Raw genomic sequence first — 13,275 nt, forward strand, 5'->3', positions numbered from 1 at the left:
NGGCTGTTCCTCAGCCGGCTGCCCTCGCTCGGGGCCTCCTTCCCGCAGTTCTTCATCGCGCTGCTGCTCATCCAGTTCCTGTCGTTCAACCTCGGATTGCTGCCGGCCACCGGCAGCAGGGGCTGGAAGTCGCTGGTGATGCCGACGATCACCATCTCGATCCTGGTGGCATCGCAGCTCGCCCAGGTGCTGATGCGCAGCTTCGACGACACGCTGGGCCAGCCCTATGTGGTGACGGCCCGGGCGAAGGGCCTCTCCCGGGCGGCGGTGCAGTGGCGCCACGGCTTCCGCAACGCCCTGCTGCCGGCCATGACGATCCTGGGCGTCCTCGTCGGGCAGACCGTGACCAGCTCGATCATCGCCGAGACGATCTTCTCCCGGAACGGCCTCGGCAAGCTCGCCCAGGAGTCGGTGCTCGCCCAGGACATCCCGGTGGTCCTCGCGATCGTCTCGCTGGCCGCGGCGATCTTCGTCTTCGTCAATCTCGTGGTCGACCTGCTCTATCCGCTGCTCGACCCGCGCATCGTCCACGGTCAGCGGAAGGTGGTCGCGCCATGACGCTTTCGACTCCCCAGGCGGCCAGCCCGGCAGCGGTCAGGCCGGCGGTCACCGAACCGGCGGGTGACAGCGCGGCCGGCGGAGCGGCCGGCGGAGCTGCCGGTGGAGCTGCCGGTGGAGCTGCCGCCGAGCCGGCGGTGGCCGGGATGGTCGGCGGAGGGCTCGGCGACGCGCTTGCCGCCGATCTCGCGGTGGATCCCGCCGGCAGCTCGGGGCCGGGCGGCCGGCGGGCCGGCCTCCGCGCGTCGCTGCGGACCCTCGCGGTGAGGCCGGGCTTCGTCCTCGCGGTGCTTTTCATCGCCTTCGTCGTGGTGTCCGCCTTCGCCCCGGGACTGTTCACCTCGCGTGACCCCTACGACACCTCGCCGGCGGAGCGGCTGGTCTCCCCGGGCCTGGACCATCTCTTCGGCACCGACGAGATCGGCCGCGACCTGTGGACCCGCATGCTCTACGGCTCCGCGCTGACGATCAAAGCCGCGATCATCGCGCTCGGGATCGCGATCGTCTCCGGTCTCGGGCTCGGCGTCCTCTCCGGATTCTGCGGCGGTTTCGTGGACGCGCTGCTCATGCGGATCGTCGACGTCCAGCTCGCCATTCCCACCCTGCTGCTCGCGCTCGCCATCGTGACGGCGCTGGGCTTCGGGACGGTGCCGGTGGCGATCGCCGTCGGCGTCGGCATCATGCCGGGGTTCGCGCGCACCACCCGCGCCGAAGTACTGCGGATCAAGACCCTGCCGTACGTGGAGGCGTCGCGGGCGGGCGGGGCGTCCTGGCTGCGGGTGCTGCTGACCCATGTGCTGCCGAACTCCTGGGGCCCGGTAGCGGTGCTCGCCGTCCTCGACACCGGCGTGGCCATCATCTACATCGCCTCGCTGAGCTTCCTCGGCTTCGGGGCGGCGCCGCCGGCCGCGGAGTGGGGCACGTTGATCTCCGCCGGCCGCAACTACCTCATCACCGCCCCGTGGGTCTCGCTGCTGCCCGGGCTTTTCGTCGCCGCGGTGGTGCTGAGCCTCAACCACGTCTCCAAGACCCTGCAGGAGCTGGAACGATGACGGTCGCACCGCTGGTGACGGTGACGGATCTGCGGGTCGGCTACGTCCGCCGCCGCCGGACGGTCCCCGCCGTCCGAGGGGTCGACCTGTCCGTCGCCCGCGGCGAGATCGTCGCGCTGGTCGGCGAGTCCGGCTCCGGCAAGTCGACGATCGCCAACACGCTGATCGGCCTGCTGCCCGACAACGCACGGGTCACCGGCGGCAGCGTCACCCTCGACCTCGCCGCCGGCTCCGGCGACCCCGCTACCGGCTCCGGCGACCCCGCTGACGACGTCGACCAGCCTGGCGGGCCGGACCAGCCTGATGACCGCATCGCCCGGACGGGCCAAGCGGTGGAGCTGGTCGGCGCGCGGGAGCGGACCCTGCGCGGGCTGCGCGGCCGGGTGATCAGCCTGGTCCCGCAGGACCCGATGGTCGGGCTCAACCCCACCCGCCGGATCGGAGCGCAGGTCGCCGAGGGAATCCGGCTGCGGGGGGTCACCGGCGACCGGGTCGGCGCCGAGGTGCTGGAGTTCCTCGCCCAGGCCGGTATCGACGACCCCGAGCTGCGGGCCCGCCAGTACCCGCACGAACTGTCCGGCGGCCTGCGCCAGCGGGTGCTCATCGCGATCGCGCTGGCCGGGCGGCCCCGGCTGATCATCGCCGACGAACCGACCAGCGCCCTGGACGTCACCGTGCAGCGCAGGATCCTCGACCACCTGGAAGGGCTGGTCCGCGACTCCGGGATCTCGCTGCTGATCATCACCCACGACCTCGCCGTCGCCGCCGACCGCAGCGACCGGGTGATCGTCCTGCAGAACGGCGAGATCGTCGAGCAGGGGAGCCCGCGGAACATCCTGGTCAACCCGGCCCGGGACTACACCCGCCGCCTCATCGCGGCCGCGCCGGGCCTGGCCAACGGCGGCCGGATCGTGCCCCGGCTGGTGCTGCCCCCCGAGCAGGTCAGCACGCCCGACCCGGTCATCCGGCTGGAAGGTCTCTCCAAGCGCTACCCCCTGCCCGGGCGGCAGTCCGGGAGCTTCCTCGCGCTCGACGACGTGTCGCTGGAGGTCGCCCGGGGGCGCACCCACGCGCTGGTCGGCGAGTCGGGGTCGGGCAAGACCACGGCGCTGCGGCTCGCGCTGGGCCTGGAGAAGGCCACGAGCGGCCGGGTCCTGCTCGACGGCGTCGACATCACCGAGCTGGGCTGGCGGCAGACCCGCCCACTGCGGCGCCGGATCCAGCTCGTCCACCAGAACCCGTTCGCCTCGCTCGACCCGCGGTTCACCATCGGGCGCAGCATCACCGAGCCGCTGGTGTCGTTCGGGATCGGCGACCGGCGGACCCGCCGCGCCCGCGCCGCGGAGCTGCTCGACCAGGTGGCGCTGCCCGCCTCCTACCTCGACCGGCTGCCCGCCGAGCTGTCCGGCGGGCAGCGCCAGCGGGTCGCGATCGCCCGTGCCCTCGCGCCCGAGCCCGAGCTGGTGCTGCTCGACGAGCCCGTCTCCGCGCTCGACGTCTCGGTGCAGGAACAGATCCTCGCCCTGCTGCGGGAACTGCAGGAGCGGCTCGGGCTGAGCTACCTGTTCATCTCGCATGACCTGTCGGTCGTGGCGCAGGTGTCGCACACCGTCACGGTGCTGAACCGCGGCCGGGCGGTGGAGTCGGGTGCGGTCGCCGAGGTCTTCGGCTCGCCGCGCAGCGACTACACCCGGGAACTGATCGAGGCCATCCCCGGCCAGCGCAGTGCCGCGCTCTCCGCCGGCATGGGCGGTCCCGCCGGGGCGTACGGATCCGCCGCCGGCGCCGCCGGGGCGGCCGCGGGGACGAAGGCCCGGTCCGGCGTGCCCGTGGATGTCTGACCGCCTCCGGACGGTCCGGCCGGGGGAGGCGACGGTCTGGCCGGGGCTGCGGACCATGGTGGACGGCTCCCTCGCCCATCCGGTGCCAGCCCTGGTCGCCGTGCTCACCGGCGTCACCAACGGGATGACGATGATTCTCGGCGCGGCCGCGATCGGCTGGGCCACCGATCATCTGATCGTTCCCGCCCTCACCGGGGGGCAGGTCGACCGGTCCGCCTGGTGGATCGCGGCGGGCGCGATCCTGGGTGTCTCGACCCTGCGCTGGATCACGATCATCGTCCGGGGGATCGCCACCGGCTACGTCCAGCACGGCGCGCAGGCCGACGTGCGGCGGGCAGTCGTCCACCGTTATCTGGATCTGGGGCTGGCGTGGCACCGCCGGCACCCGCCGGGGGAGCTGCTGGCCACGGCGGTCGCCGACGTGGACGCACTGTGGCTCCCGATGATCTTCTTCTATTTCGCGCTCGGGATGACCGCGATGCTGATCGTCGCGATCATCCAGATGTTCCTGCACGCGGCCGCTCTCGGCCTGATCGGCGTCGTGCTCGTCACCGCCGTCCTCGGCCTGAACCTCCTCTACCAGCGGCTGCTCGGCCCGCGCGCCGCCGCCGCCCAGCAGGCGCGCGGCGGATTCGGCGCGCTCGCCCTGGAGAGCGTCGAGGGCGGCCAGGTCGTCCGGACGCTCGGCCTCGCCGGCCGGGAGCGCCGGCGGGCCGGGGCGGCCGCGGGGCGGCTGCGGGACGCCAACGTCTCGATGGGCGCGGTCAGCTCGGCGTTCGACCCGGTCGTCGAACTGCTGCCGACCGCGGCGGTGCTCACCGTCCTCGCCGTCGGGGCCCGCGAGGTCGAGTCCGGCGACCTGAGTGTCGGAGTACTGGTGGAGGTGGTCTACCTGTTGCTCACAATCTCCATCCCGCTCAACGTCATCAGCCGCTTCCTCGGGATGCTGCCGGTCTCGACCGCCGGGCGGACCCGCGTCGGCGCCGTTCTCGGCTCCGCCGAGACGACCTCCTACGGCGACCGGTCGCTGGTTGGTGACCGGTCGCTGGTTGGTGACCAGGCCGCGGCCCGGGAGAGCACCGGGCCGGCGCGGCGACCGCCGGCGCGGCGACCGCTGGGGCTGCGGGCCCGGGGCGTCGGGCTGGCAGTGGGCGGGACACACCTGCTCACCGGCGTCGACCTGGAAATCCGGCCGGGGGAGATCCTCGCCCTGGTCGGCGCGACCGGCGCCGGCAAGAGCACCCTCGTCCACCTGCTCGGACGCCAGACCGACCCCACCGAGGGTGTCGTCGAGATCGGCGGCGTGCCCGCCGCCGGCCTCGCCCGCGGGGAGATCTCCGCGTGGCTCGCCGTGGTCTCCCAGACGGCGTGGCTCTTCAGCGGCACCGTCCGGGAGAACCTCCAGCTCGACGGGCACCCGCGCGAGCACCGCCCCTACACCGACGCCGAGCTGTGGCGGGCGCTCACCGAGGCCGGCGCCGACGAGGTCGTCCGGGCGCTGCCAGCCGGCCTGGACACCCGGGTCGGTGAGCGCGGCGCCCGGCTGTCCGGCGGCCAGCGCCAGCGGCTGTGCCTGGCCCGGGCCCTCGTGCGGGAACCGGGCGCGCTCCTGCTCGACGACGCCACCTCCGCCCTCGACCCGGCCGTCGAACGTGACGTCCTCACCGCACTCGCGCGACTGCGCGGACAGGTCACCGTGCTGATCGTCGGCGGGCGCCCCAGCTCCGTCCAGGTCGCGGACAGGGTCGCGTTCCTGCGGGCCGGCCGGCTCGCCGCCGTCGGCACCCACAGCGAGCTGCTGGACGCCGAACCCGAGTACCGCCGGATCCTGCGCGCCTACAGCGATCAGGACGCCGTCCATGAGTGACCCTGCCCGTCCCGCCGGACCTGGACCTGGATCTGGATCTGAGCCTGGGCCTGGGCCTGGGCCTGCCGCGCCAGGGCTCGCCGCGGCCGGGCTCGCCGATCTCGGGCCGGCCCGCGCGCGCCGGCTCCTCCAGCTGCTGCGCGCGTCCACACCGGTCCTGACCAACGGCCTGGTCATCACCGGCCTGTTGGCCCTGATCGCGGGCGGCGGGCGCATCGTCACGCCGCTGACCGTCCAGTACGCCCTCGACCACGGCCTGCTCCACCCGCACCGCGGCACCGCGGATGTCGTCCTGCGGGCGGTCGGCGTCGGCGCCGCGGCGACCGCCCTCGCCGCGCTCGCGTCCTGGGCTCTCAGCCGGCGGGTGTTCCGGCGCACCGAGACCGCCCTGGCCCAGCTGCGCGCCGACGGCGTCGCCCGCATCCACGAGATCGAGTACGGGACGTTCACCCGAACACCCAGCGCCGACCTCGTCAGCCGGCTGACCAGCGACCTCGACGCCGTGACGACCTTCGTCCAGAACGGCGGTGTCATGTTGCTCGTCAACGCCGCCCAGATGGTCATCGCGGCTGCCCTCATCGCGGCCTACTCCTGGCAGCTGGCGCTGTCGGTACTGGCCGTGGCGACGCTGCTGCTCATCGTGATGCGCCGCATCCAGGCGGTTGTCGGCCGTCGCTTCGTCGCCGTGCGGGAGCGGGTGTCGGCGATGCAGTCCGTCGTCGGCGAGGCTGTCGCCGGCATCCACGTCATCCGCTCCACCGGAACCGAGCGGCGCAGCCGGGCCGCCGCCGACGCCTCCGTCGAGGAGGTGGCCGCCGCCCAGCGGCACACGCTGGTCCCGCTGCACACCAACACCGCGCTCGGCGAGGTGGCCATCTCGCTCATCACCGCCATCGTCGTGATCGCCGGGGTCCGCTGGTCCACCGACCACACCCGGTGGGAGCCGGCGCTGCACCTGTCGGCCGGCGAGCTCGTCGCGATGCTGCTGCTGGTCACCTTCTTCGTCCGGCCGCTGCAGCAGCTCGTCCAGATGCTCGGCGAGGTCCAGAACGCCGTCGCGGGCTGGCGGCGGGCGATGGAGCTGGCGGTCACGCCGTCGGGAGTGGTCGCCGGCCCCGGCGCGCGGGAACTCCCGCCCGGCCCGATCGCCGTCGAGCTGCACGGCGTCACGGTCGCGTACGGGGACGGACCGCCCGCGCTCTATGACCTCACTGTCAGCATCGACGCCGGTGAGCATGTCGCCGTGGTCGGTGAGACCGGCTCCGGGAAGAGCACGTTCGCCCGGCTGCTCACCCGGCAGCTCCCGGCGCGGCACGGCCGGGTGCTGCTCAGCGGCGTGCCGATCGGGCAGGCGGCCGACCTGTCGTTCCAGCGCCGCATCGCCATCGTCCCGCAGGACCCGTTCCTTTTCGACGCGACGATCGCCGACAACATCCTGGCCGGTGCTCACGGTGAGGCCGGTGCGCATGATGCTCCCGGCGGGGCCGGGGCGCGCGGCGGGGCCGGGGTGCGCGGTGCCGCCGGGGTGCGTGCTGCCGGGGTGCGTGCTGCCGGGGTGCGCGGTGACGCCGAGGCGCTGGCCGAGATCGTCGACTCGCTCGGGCTGCGCGCCTGGATCGAGACGTTGCCAGCCGGCCTCGACACCCGGGTCGGGGTGCGCGGCGCGCGGCTGTCGGCCGGCGAACGCCAGCTCGTCGCGCTTGCCCGCACGGCCCTGGTCGACCCGGACCTGCTCGTTCTCGACGAGGCGACCAGCGGTGTGGATCCGGCCACCGACGTCCGCGTCCAGCAGGCCCTCGGGGCACTCACCGTCGGCCGGACGACCATCTCGATCGCGCACCGCATGGTCACCGCGGAGAGCGCCGACCGCATCCTCGTCTTCGACGGCGGCAGGCTGGTCCAGAACGGGCGGCATGACGAACTCGTGGCACATCCCGGCCGCTACGCGCGGCTGCACGAGGTCTGGGTGGGCCACACCCTCGCCGCCGGCGGTGCGGACGTCAGCGTCGGCGGAGCACCGTGAAACGAAGGAGTAGCCGATGACGCGGCGCCTGAAGCTCGGTTTCAACGCGCGGATCGCCTTCCCGACCGGGCACGCCGCCGAGGCGCTGCGCGAGGGCATCGAGCTGTTCCGCGTCGCAGAGCAGCTCGGCTACGACACCGGCTGGGTCTACCAGCGCCATTTCGACAACTACCTGGCCGCACCGCTGGTCTTCCACGCCGCCGTCGCGCAGCACACCGAACGGATCGGGCTGGGCACCGCCATCATCGGCGTCCGCTACGAGGACCCGGTGCTGCTCGCCGAGGCCGCGGGCACCGCCGACCTGCTCAGCGGCGGGCGCCTGCAACTCGGCCTCGGCACCGGGCAGGGCGGCTACGACGGCGTCTTCGGCCAGGAGCCGAACGACGGCCGTGAGCAGTCGTTGAACCGGCTCGCCGGCTTCCTGCGGGGCATCCGGGGCGAGCGGCTCGGGGTGGTGACCGACCCGGCCGGTCTGGTGGCCGCCGGCACCGAGCTGGTGGTGCGGCCGACAAGCCCCACCCTGCCTGGACGGATCTGGTACGGCGCGTCCTCCGTGGCCTCCGCCGAGCGGGTCGGGCGCCGGGGTCTGCGCCTGCTGCTCAGCACCATCCTCAGCGGCCAGGTGGACGACTACGGCGCGGAGCTCGCCCGGGCGATCGAGGCCTATCACGCCGCCTACGCCACCCAGGCGGCCACTCACGGGGCCACGGAACAGGCCGCGGAACAGGCCGCCCACCACCAGACGGCCCCGGCCCCGGCCGCTGCCGCGACCGCGTCCGGGGGCACCGCCCCGCGGGCAGCGGGGCGGACCGCCGTCGCGCGTTCCGTGCTGCCGGCCACCTCCCCGGAACTTGCCCGCGTCTACGCGGCCTACGACGAGGAGCGGCGCACTCAGGGGCCGGCGGCGTCCCGCCCGCGCGGGGCGTTGACGCCGGCCGCGGCCCCACCCGCCCGGTTCACGATGAGCCCCGTCCAGCACGGGGACCCGGCCGCGGTCGTCGACCAGCTGCTCGCCGATCCGAGTGTCCCGCTCGCCGACGAGCTGATCGCGTTTCTGCCGCCCGCGTTCGGGCTGCGGCAGAACCTGCGACTGCTGGAGGACATCGCCGCGACCGTCGCCCCCCGACTCGGCTGGACACCGGCCCCCACCGCGGGGGAGCCGGCCGCGCCGCCACGGCCCTGAGCGCTGGCCGCCGGGGAGCTCAGCGCCGGGCGAACTGGCCGCTCACCGGCTGGGTCGTGCCGGGCGACAGGTTGACCGTGTGCACCAGCCGCTCCCCGTAGATATCGGTGACACGCACCGTGAACGGCCCCGGGCCGAGCCCCTGCGGGGCGACGAAGTGGTTCCACATCTCGCGCGGCAGCGACGTCCACGTGCCGCTGACCTGCACCTCAAGGGCGGCGATCGGATTGCGGTGACCGCGTACCTGCAGCGCCAGCCAGTAGGCCGACGAGCCCTCCTTCACCCGGTAGCCGACGGCGCCGACGTCCGCCGGGCTGACCAGCCGCCAGGTGACGTTGACCTGCCCCGGGATGCCGCCGGCGATCCGGTTGAACGCCGGCTGGCTCAGGTCCAGATCACCCGGAGCGCATTCGGGGCAGCGGTCGGTCACCTTCACGACGGTGCTGCCACCGGGGCCGGTCACCTCGATGTAGGCGCCACAGGCGCGGGCGGTCTCGTAGTCGGCCTCGTTCATCGCGACCACCGGCATGGCGGGATCGGTCAGCCGGTCGAACATGCAGTTCCCGCCGCCGTCCGCGCCGTAGTGCGTCGCCCGGCCGCGGTAGACCGTGCCCGGCCGGATCCGGCCGGCGAGCGGGGCCGCGAGCGCCGCCGACGAACCGCCGGGCGTGGACGCCGACGAACCGCCGCCGGCGGGAGGTGCCGCGGGTGAGTTCGCCGCGGGCGTGGCCGGCGGGGCCGGCGGGCTGCCCGGGCTGCCCGGGCTGGACGCCGCGGCCGTGGCGAGGCCGGTGGGTGTGGCTGGGCTGGTGGGTGTGGCCGGGCTGGTGGCCGTGCCCGGGCCGGTGGCGGTCGGCGTTCCACCGGGGCTGCCCGGGCCGTGGGGACCGGCCGGGGCGTTCGCCCCCGGGGTGGCCGCGGAACTGGTCGTCACGGCGGCGCTGGGTTGGCCTGCCGGGAGACCCACTGGATCGGTGGGGCTGCCGCCCCCGGACGGCAGACATCCGGCGATCATGGCGACCGTGCCCGCCGCCAGCGCCCCACCGAGCAGCGCACGACGCAGGCGGGATGTGGCACGGGGGGATGGCGGCATCCGGGAGGACCTCCGACTCCGGGCGCCGAGAGCACTCGGCACGCTGGGACCCCTCCCGGCACGGGAGCATAGCGGGTCACCCCGGCCGCCACGAGCACCGCCCGCGTCAGTGTCGGTGCGCTGAGCGAAAGGGGCTACTCGGCTGTTGGCTGGCTCAGGAACTGCTCCACGGGATGTGTTCTCGCCGCCGGCGCTCCCGCGCCTCCGGTGTCCTTGCCGCCCCGACGAGGCCTGTGCTAGACAGAATCCAACCTATTGGGCGAATGCCAAAAATCTTCGAAAACGGCTCGCGATCGCAGGCCGGCTCGGCTGCGCCGCCTTTCCTACGTACCGTTTTCTGTCCTTGACGGAGGGAAACCAGAATGACAGCGACAGACCGTCCGGTGCGGGTCGTGCAATGGACGACCGGAAACGTGGCGCGGGAGGCACTCAAGGCCATCATCGAGCGCCCGGAACTCGAACTCGTCGGGCTGTACGCGTTCAGCAGCGAAAAGGTCGGCAAGGACGTCGGCGATCTCGCCCGGCTCGGCCGGCCCCTCGGTGTCACGGCCACCGACGACATCGAGGCGCTGATCGCCTTACAGCCGGACTGCGTCGTCTACATGCCGCTGTACCCGAACGTCGAGCACCTGACCCGCCTGCTGCGCGCCGGCATCAACGTCGTCTCCACCGCCGGGTTCGTCACCGGCCGCGCCTACGGAGCCGAGGCCCGGGCGGCGCTGGACGAGGCCGCGCGGAGCGGGAACGCCAGTCTGTTCGGCAGCGGAATCAATCCCGGCTTCGCCGACTATCTCGCCACCGTCGCCACCGGCCCGTGCCGCGAGGTGAACCACATCCGGGTGACCGAGTCGTTCAACATCGGGCTCTGGGCCGCCGACGCGAACCAGGACGAGCTCGGCTGGGGCCGTCCCGCCGGCGACCCCGGCCACGCCGACGAGATCCGCAAGGCCACCGCCGTGTTCGGGGACGCCGTCGAGTCGATGGCCCACCAGTTGGGGCTGGAAATCGACGACATCCGCTGCGAGGTCGAGTTCGCCCACGCGACAGCCGACGCGGATGTTCCCGGCCGCACGGTGAAGCGCGGCAGCGTCGCCGGGATCGACGTCCGGTGGATCGGCGCCGAGGCCGGCACCGACCTGGTCGAGGCGCACGTCCGCTGGACGGTCGCCGCCGAGATCGAACCGGCCTGGGAGATCGCGATGGCCTACCTCATCGAGGTCCGCGGTACCCCGCAGATCAACCTGCGGGTCGAGGTCCTCCCGGCCAATCTCGAGTCGCTCACGATGGAGGACATCAGCGCGATGGGGTCGATGATCACGGCCCTGCCGGTGGTGAACGCCATCCCCGCCGTCGTGGCCGCCCGGCCGGGCATCGTCACCTACGCCGACCTGCCGACCGTCGCCTCCCGACTGAGCGTGAAGAGCTGACCGCTCCGGCGCGCCCGCCGGCATGACCGAGATCGGGCCGTCGCCGTCGCCGTCGCCGAGGCGGGCGCGGGCGGGCGGGCGGCGGCCCGATAGCGTGGGGTTCATGCCGGTATCCATGGCAAAGATCGAGGCCCAGGCCCCGGGGCTGCTCAGCCTGGTCAAAGGTGCGCGCTCCCGGCTGGTGAAACAGTCACTGGACGGGGAACGCGCGAAGGTCGCACTGTGCGTCGACCACAGCGGCTCGATGCGCGCCCTGTACGCCAGGGGAGTGGTCCAGCGGCTCGCCGAGCGGGCCCTCGCGCTGGCCACGCAGCTGGACGACGACGGGGCGATCGACGTGTTCGTCTTCGACACCGGAGCCGTCCACGCCGGCGAACTGCGGCTCACCGACTACGCGGGCGGTGTCGACCGGCTGCGCGCCGGCCGCCGCCTGGGCCGGACGGACTACGCCGCGGCGATGCGGCTCGTCCGGGAGTACTTCCCGGCCGACGGCCTGCCCGTGTACGTCCTCTTCGTCACCGACGGGGCGCCGGACAGCCGGACCGCGGCCAAGGAGGAGCTGGTCACGGCCTCCCAGCGGAACATCTTCTACAAGTTCCTCGGCGTCGGCGAAGGCCCCTTCGACTTCCTGCGCCGCCTGGACGACCTGCGCGGCCGCGCGGTGGACAACGCGCACTTCGTCGAACCGGACGATGTCGAGGACCTGAGCGACGACCAGTTCTTCGACCTGCTGCTGGAGGAGTACCCGCAGTGGCTCGCTGACGCGAGGAAGGCCGGGCTGATCGGCTGAGCCCCTTCCGCGCCGCTGGAGCCCGGCCGGCCGCGAGCGTTCCCGACGAAAGGCACCGTCTGTGACCGTCCCGCTCTCGATCCTCGACCTGGCCGTCATCGGCCCGGAGGAGACCCCGCGGCAGAGCCTGGAGGGCAGCGTCGCGCTGGCCCGGCTCGCCGAGGAGCTCGGCTACCGGCGTGTCTGGTACGCCGAGCACCACAACATGTCCCGCATCGCCTCCTCGGCGACCAGCGTGCTCGTCGCCCATGTGGCCGCGAACACGAGCACCATCCGGCTCGGCGCCGGCGGCGTCATGCTGCCGAACCATTCGCCGCTCACCATCGCCGAGCAGTTCGGCACCCTGGCCACCCTGCACCCGGGCCGCATCGACCTCGGNCTGGGCCGGGCGCCCGGCAGCGACGGCCAGACGATGCGCGCCCTGCGCCGCGACGACCGCTCCGCCGAACGGTTCCCGCAGGACGTCCAGGAGCTGCGCGGCTACCTCACCGGGCGGACCCTCGTCCCCGGTGTTGACGCGACTCCCGGCAAGGGCACGGACGTACCGCTCTACATCCTCGGGTCGTCGCTGTTCGGGGCCCGGCTCGCCGCGCACCTCGGGCTGCCGTACGGCTTCGCCTCGCACTTCGCGCCGAACGCGCTGCAGGACGCGGTGGCGCTGTACCGCCGCCTGTTCCAGCCCTCGGAGCAACTCGACGCCCCGTACGTCATCGCCGGGGTGAACGTCATCGCGGCCGACACCGTCGAGGACGCGCAGGACCAGCAGCGGACGATCCGGCGCCAGCGGGTCGGCTGGCTGCTCGGCGGTGGGCGGACCTTCAGCGACGACGAGGCCGACGCGGTTCTCGCCTCACCGCAGGGCCAGCAGCTCGTCCACATGATGCAGTACACCGGCGCCGGTACCCCTGACATGGTCCGGGACTACCTCGACTGGTTCGCCGCCCACGCCGAGGCCGACGAGCTCATCGTCGCCCACCAGTCCCCGACGATCGGCCAGCGGCTGCACTCGGTGAAACTGACCGCCGCGGCCGCCGGTCTGGCTCCGGCCGCAACCGTCACGGCCTGATGGAGGCCCGCGCAGGCACGTCAGTCGTTGGGGGTGGGCGTGGGCGGCCGGGGAGCCGGGGAGCCGCTGCCCGGCGGATACCCGGTTGGGTGACATCGCTGTCTGATGTCAGGGTTGCGTCGATCCGTTGGACGATCGGGCCGTCCGCCGTCCGCCGTCCGCCGTCCGCCGTCCGGTTCCGAACGGGACGGGTGACCTGTCACGGTCATGTCCCCTCCGCCCGGCACCTCGGGCCGCGGCCGGGCAACGGTGACCGGTAATCCGGGATCACCGCGGCTACCTGCGCCTTCAAGGGGCGCCAGGGGCCGTCAGGGGCGCCCGTAGGCCATCGGCGGGGCGGATTCCGGCACTCACCGCCGCCCGGCCGGTATCGCG

Annotated in this window: 9 protein-coding genes and 2 pseudogenes; 10 read left to right on the forward strand and 1 reads right to left on the reverse strand. The window is 73.5% G+C overall.

Annotated elements, in window-relative coordinates; all coding sequences use genetic code 11:
• Window position 1: 1 nt before the first annotated feature.
• The 6 genes and pseudogenes from UG55_RS39745 to UG55_RS19800 form a co-directional block, all read left to right on the forward strand.
• A pseudogene (locus UG55_RS39745) lies at window positions 2–558 on the forward strand (ABC transporter permease); the annotation flags it as partial.
• Window positions 555–1,610 carry an ABC transporter permease gene (locus tag UG55_RS19780; RefSeq protein ID WP_066071366.1) on the forward strand — a complete coding sequence of 352 codons (1,056 nt, stop codon included), beginning with the start codon at window positions 555–557 and terminating at the stop codon, window positions 1,608–1,610. The pseudogene UG55_RS39745 and the gene UG55_RS19780, both read left to right, overlap by 4 nt.
• Window positions 1,607–3,451: an ABC transporter ATP-binding protein gene (locus UG55_RS19785; protein WP_066071369.1), complete on the forward strand. Its 1,845-nt coding sequence runs from the start codon at window positions 1,607–1,609 to the stop codon at window positions 3,449–3,451. The genes UG55_RS19780 and UG55_RS19785 overlap by 4 nt, the downstream gene beginning before the upstream one ends.
• Entirely contained in the window at window positions 3,444–5,318 is a 1,875-nt protein-coding gene (locus UG55_RS19790) for an ABC transporter ATP-binding protein (RefSeq protein WP_066071372.1), read from the forward strand. Before UG55_RS19785 ends, UG55_RS19790 begins: the two co-directional genes overlap by 8 nt.
• A complete protein-coding gene (locus UG55_RS19795) occupies window positions 5,311–7,341 on the forward strand; it encodes an ABC transporter ATP-binding protein (RefSeq protein WP_066071375.1) in 2,031 nt (676 codons plus the stop codon). Before UG55_RS19790 ends, UG55_RS19795 begins: the two co-directional genes overlap by 8 nt.
• 16 nt (window positions 7,342–7,357) lie before the next feature.
• Window positions 7,358–8,524, forward strand: coding sequence for an LLM class flavin-dependent oxidoreductase (locus UG55_RS19800; protein WP_066071378.1), 1,167 nt, complete (start codon window positions 7,358–7,360; stop codon window positions 8,522–8,524).
• A 19-nt stretch (window positions 8,525–8,543) separates the two neighbouring features.
• On the opposite strand, the gene UG55_RS29585 is transcribed toward UG55_RS19800, so the two are convergent.
• Window positions 8,544–9,617: an expansin EXLX1 family cellulose-binding protein gene (locus UG55_RS29585; RefSeq protein WP_066071381.1), complete on the reverse strand. Its 1,074-nt coding sequence runs from the start codon at window positions 9,615–9,617 to the stop codon at window positions 8,544–8,546.
• 362 nt (window positions 9,618–9,979) lie between these two features.
• Here UG55_RS29585 and UG55_RS19810 point away from each other — a divergent pair, with 362 nt between their 5' ends.
• The 4 genes and pseudogenes from UG55_RS19810 to UG55_RS19820 all read left to right on the forward strand — a co-directional run.
• Window positions 9,980–11,044: a dihydrodipicolinate reductase gene (locus UG55_RS19810; protein ID WP_066071385.1), complete on the forward strand. Its 1,065-nt coding sequence runs from the start codon at window positions 9,980–9,982 to the stop codon at window positions 11,042–11,044.
• A gap of 103 nt (window positions 11,045–11,147) precedes the next feature.
• Window positions 11,148–11,834: a VWA domain-containing protein gene (locus UG55_RS19815; protein ID WP_066071489.1), complete on the forward strand. Its 687-nt coding sequence runs from the start codon at window positions 11,148–11,150 to the stop codon at window positions 11,832–11,834.
• 61 nt (window positions 11,835–11,895) lie between these two features.
• The coding region (locus UG55_RS39750) for an MsnO8 family LLM class oxidoreductase (RefSeq protein WP_242424812.1) at window positions 11,896–12,212 on the forward strand (317 nt) is incomplete at its 3' end.
• Between the two features lies 1 nt (window position 12,213).
• A pseudogene (locus tag UG55_RS19820) lies at window positions 12,214–12,900 on the forward strand (MsnO8 family LLM class oxidoreductase); the annotation flags it as partial.
• Window positions 12,901–13,275: the final 375 nt, after the last annotated feature.

Origin of the sequence: Frankia sp. EI5c, from assembly GCF_001636565.1 — a bacterium.
Classification (GTDB): domain Bacteria; phylum Actinomycetota; class Actinomycetes; order Frankiales; family Frankiaceae; genus Parafrankia.

Coding starts and splice junctions, on each gene's coding strand:
- UG55_RS19785 (WP_066071369.1), top strand. CDS start 1,607: ATGACGGTCGCACCGCTGGTGACGGTGACGGATCTGCGGGTCGGCTAC.
- UG55_RS19795 (WP_066071375.1), top strand. CDS start 5,311: ATGAGTGACCCTGCCCGTCCCGCCGGACCTGGACCTGGATCTGGATCT.
- UG55_RS19800 (WP_066071378.1), top strand. CDS start 7,358: ATGACGCGGCGCCTGAAGCTCGGTTTCAACGCGCGGATCGCCTTCCCG.
- UG55_RS19815 (WP_066071489.1), top strand. CDS start 11,148: ATGCCGGTATCCATGGCAAAGATCGAGGCCCAGGCCCCGGGGCTGCTC.
- UG55_RS19790 (WP_066071372.1), top strand. CDS start 3,444: ATGTCTGACCGCCTCCGGACGGTCCGGCCGGGGGAGGCGACGGTCTGG.
- UG55_RS19780 (WP_066071366.1), top strand. CDS start 555: ATGACGCTTTCGACTCCCCAGGCGGCCAGCCCGGCAGCGGTCAGGCCG.
- UG55_RS29585 (WP_066071381.1), bottom strand. CDS start 9,617: ATGCCGCCATCCCCCCGTGCCACATCCCGCCTGCGTCGTGCGCTGCTC.
- UG55_RS19810 (WP_066071385.1), top strand. CDS start 9,980: ATGACAGCGACAGACCGTCCGGTGCGGGTCGTGCAATGGACGACCGGA.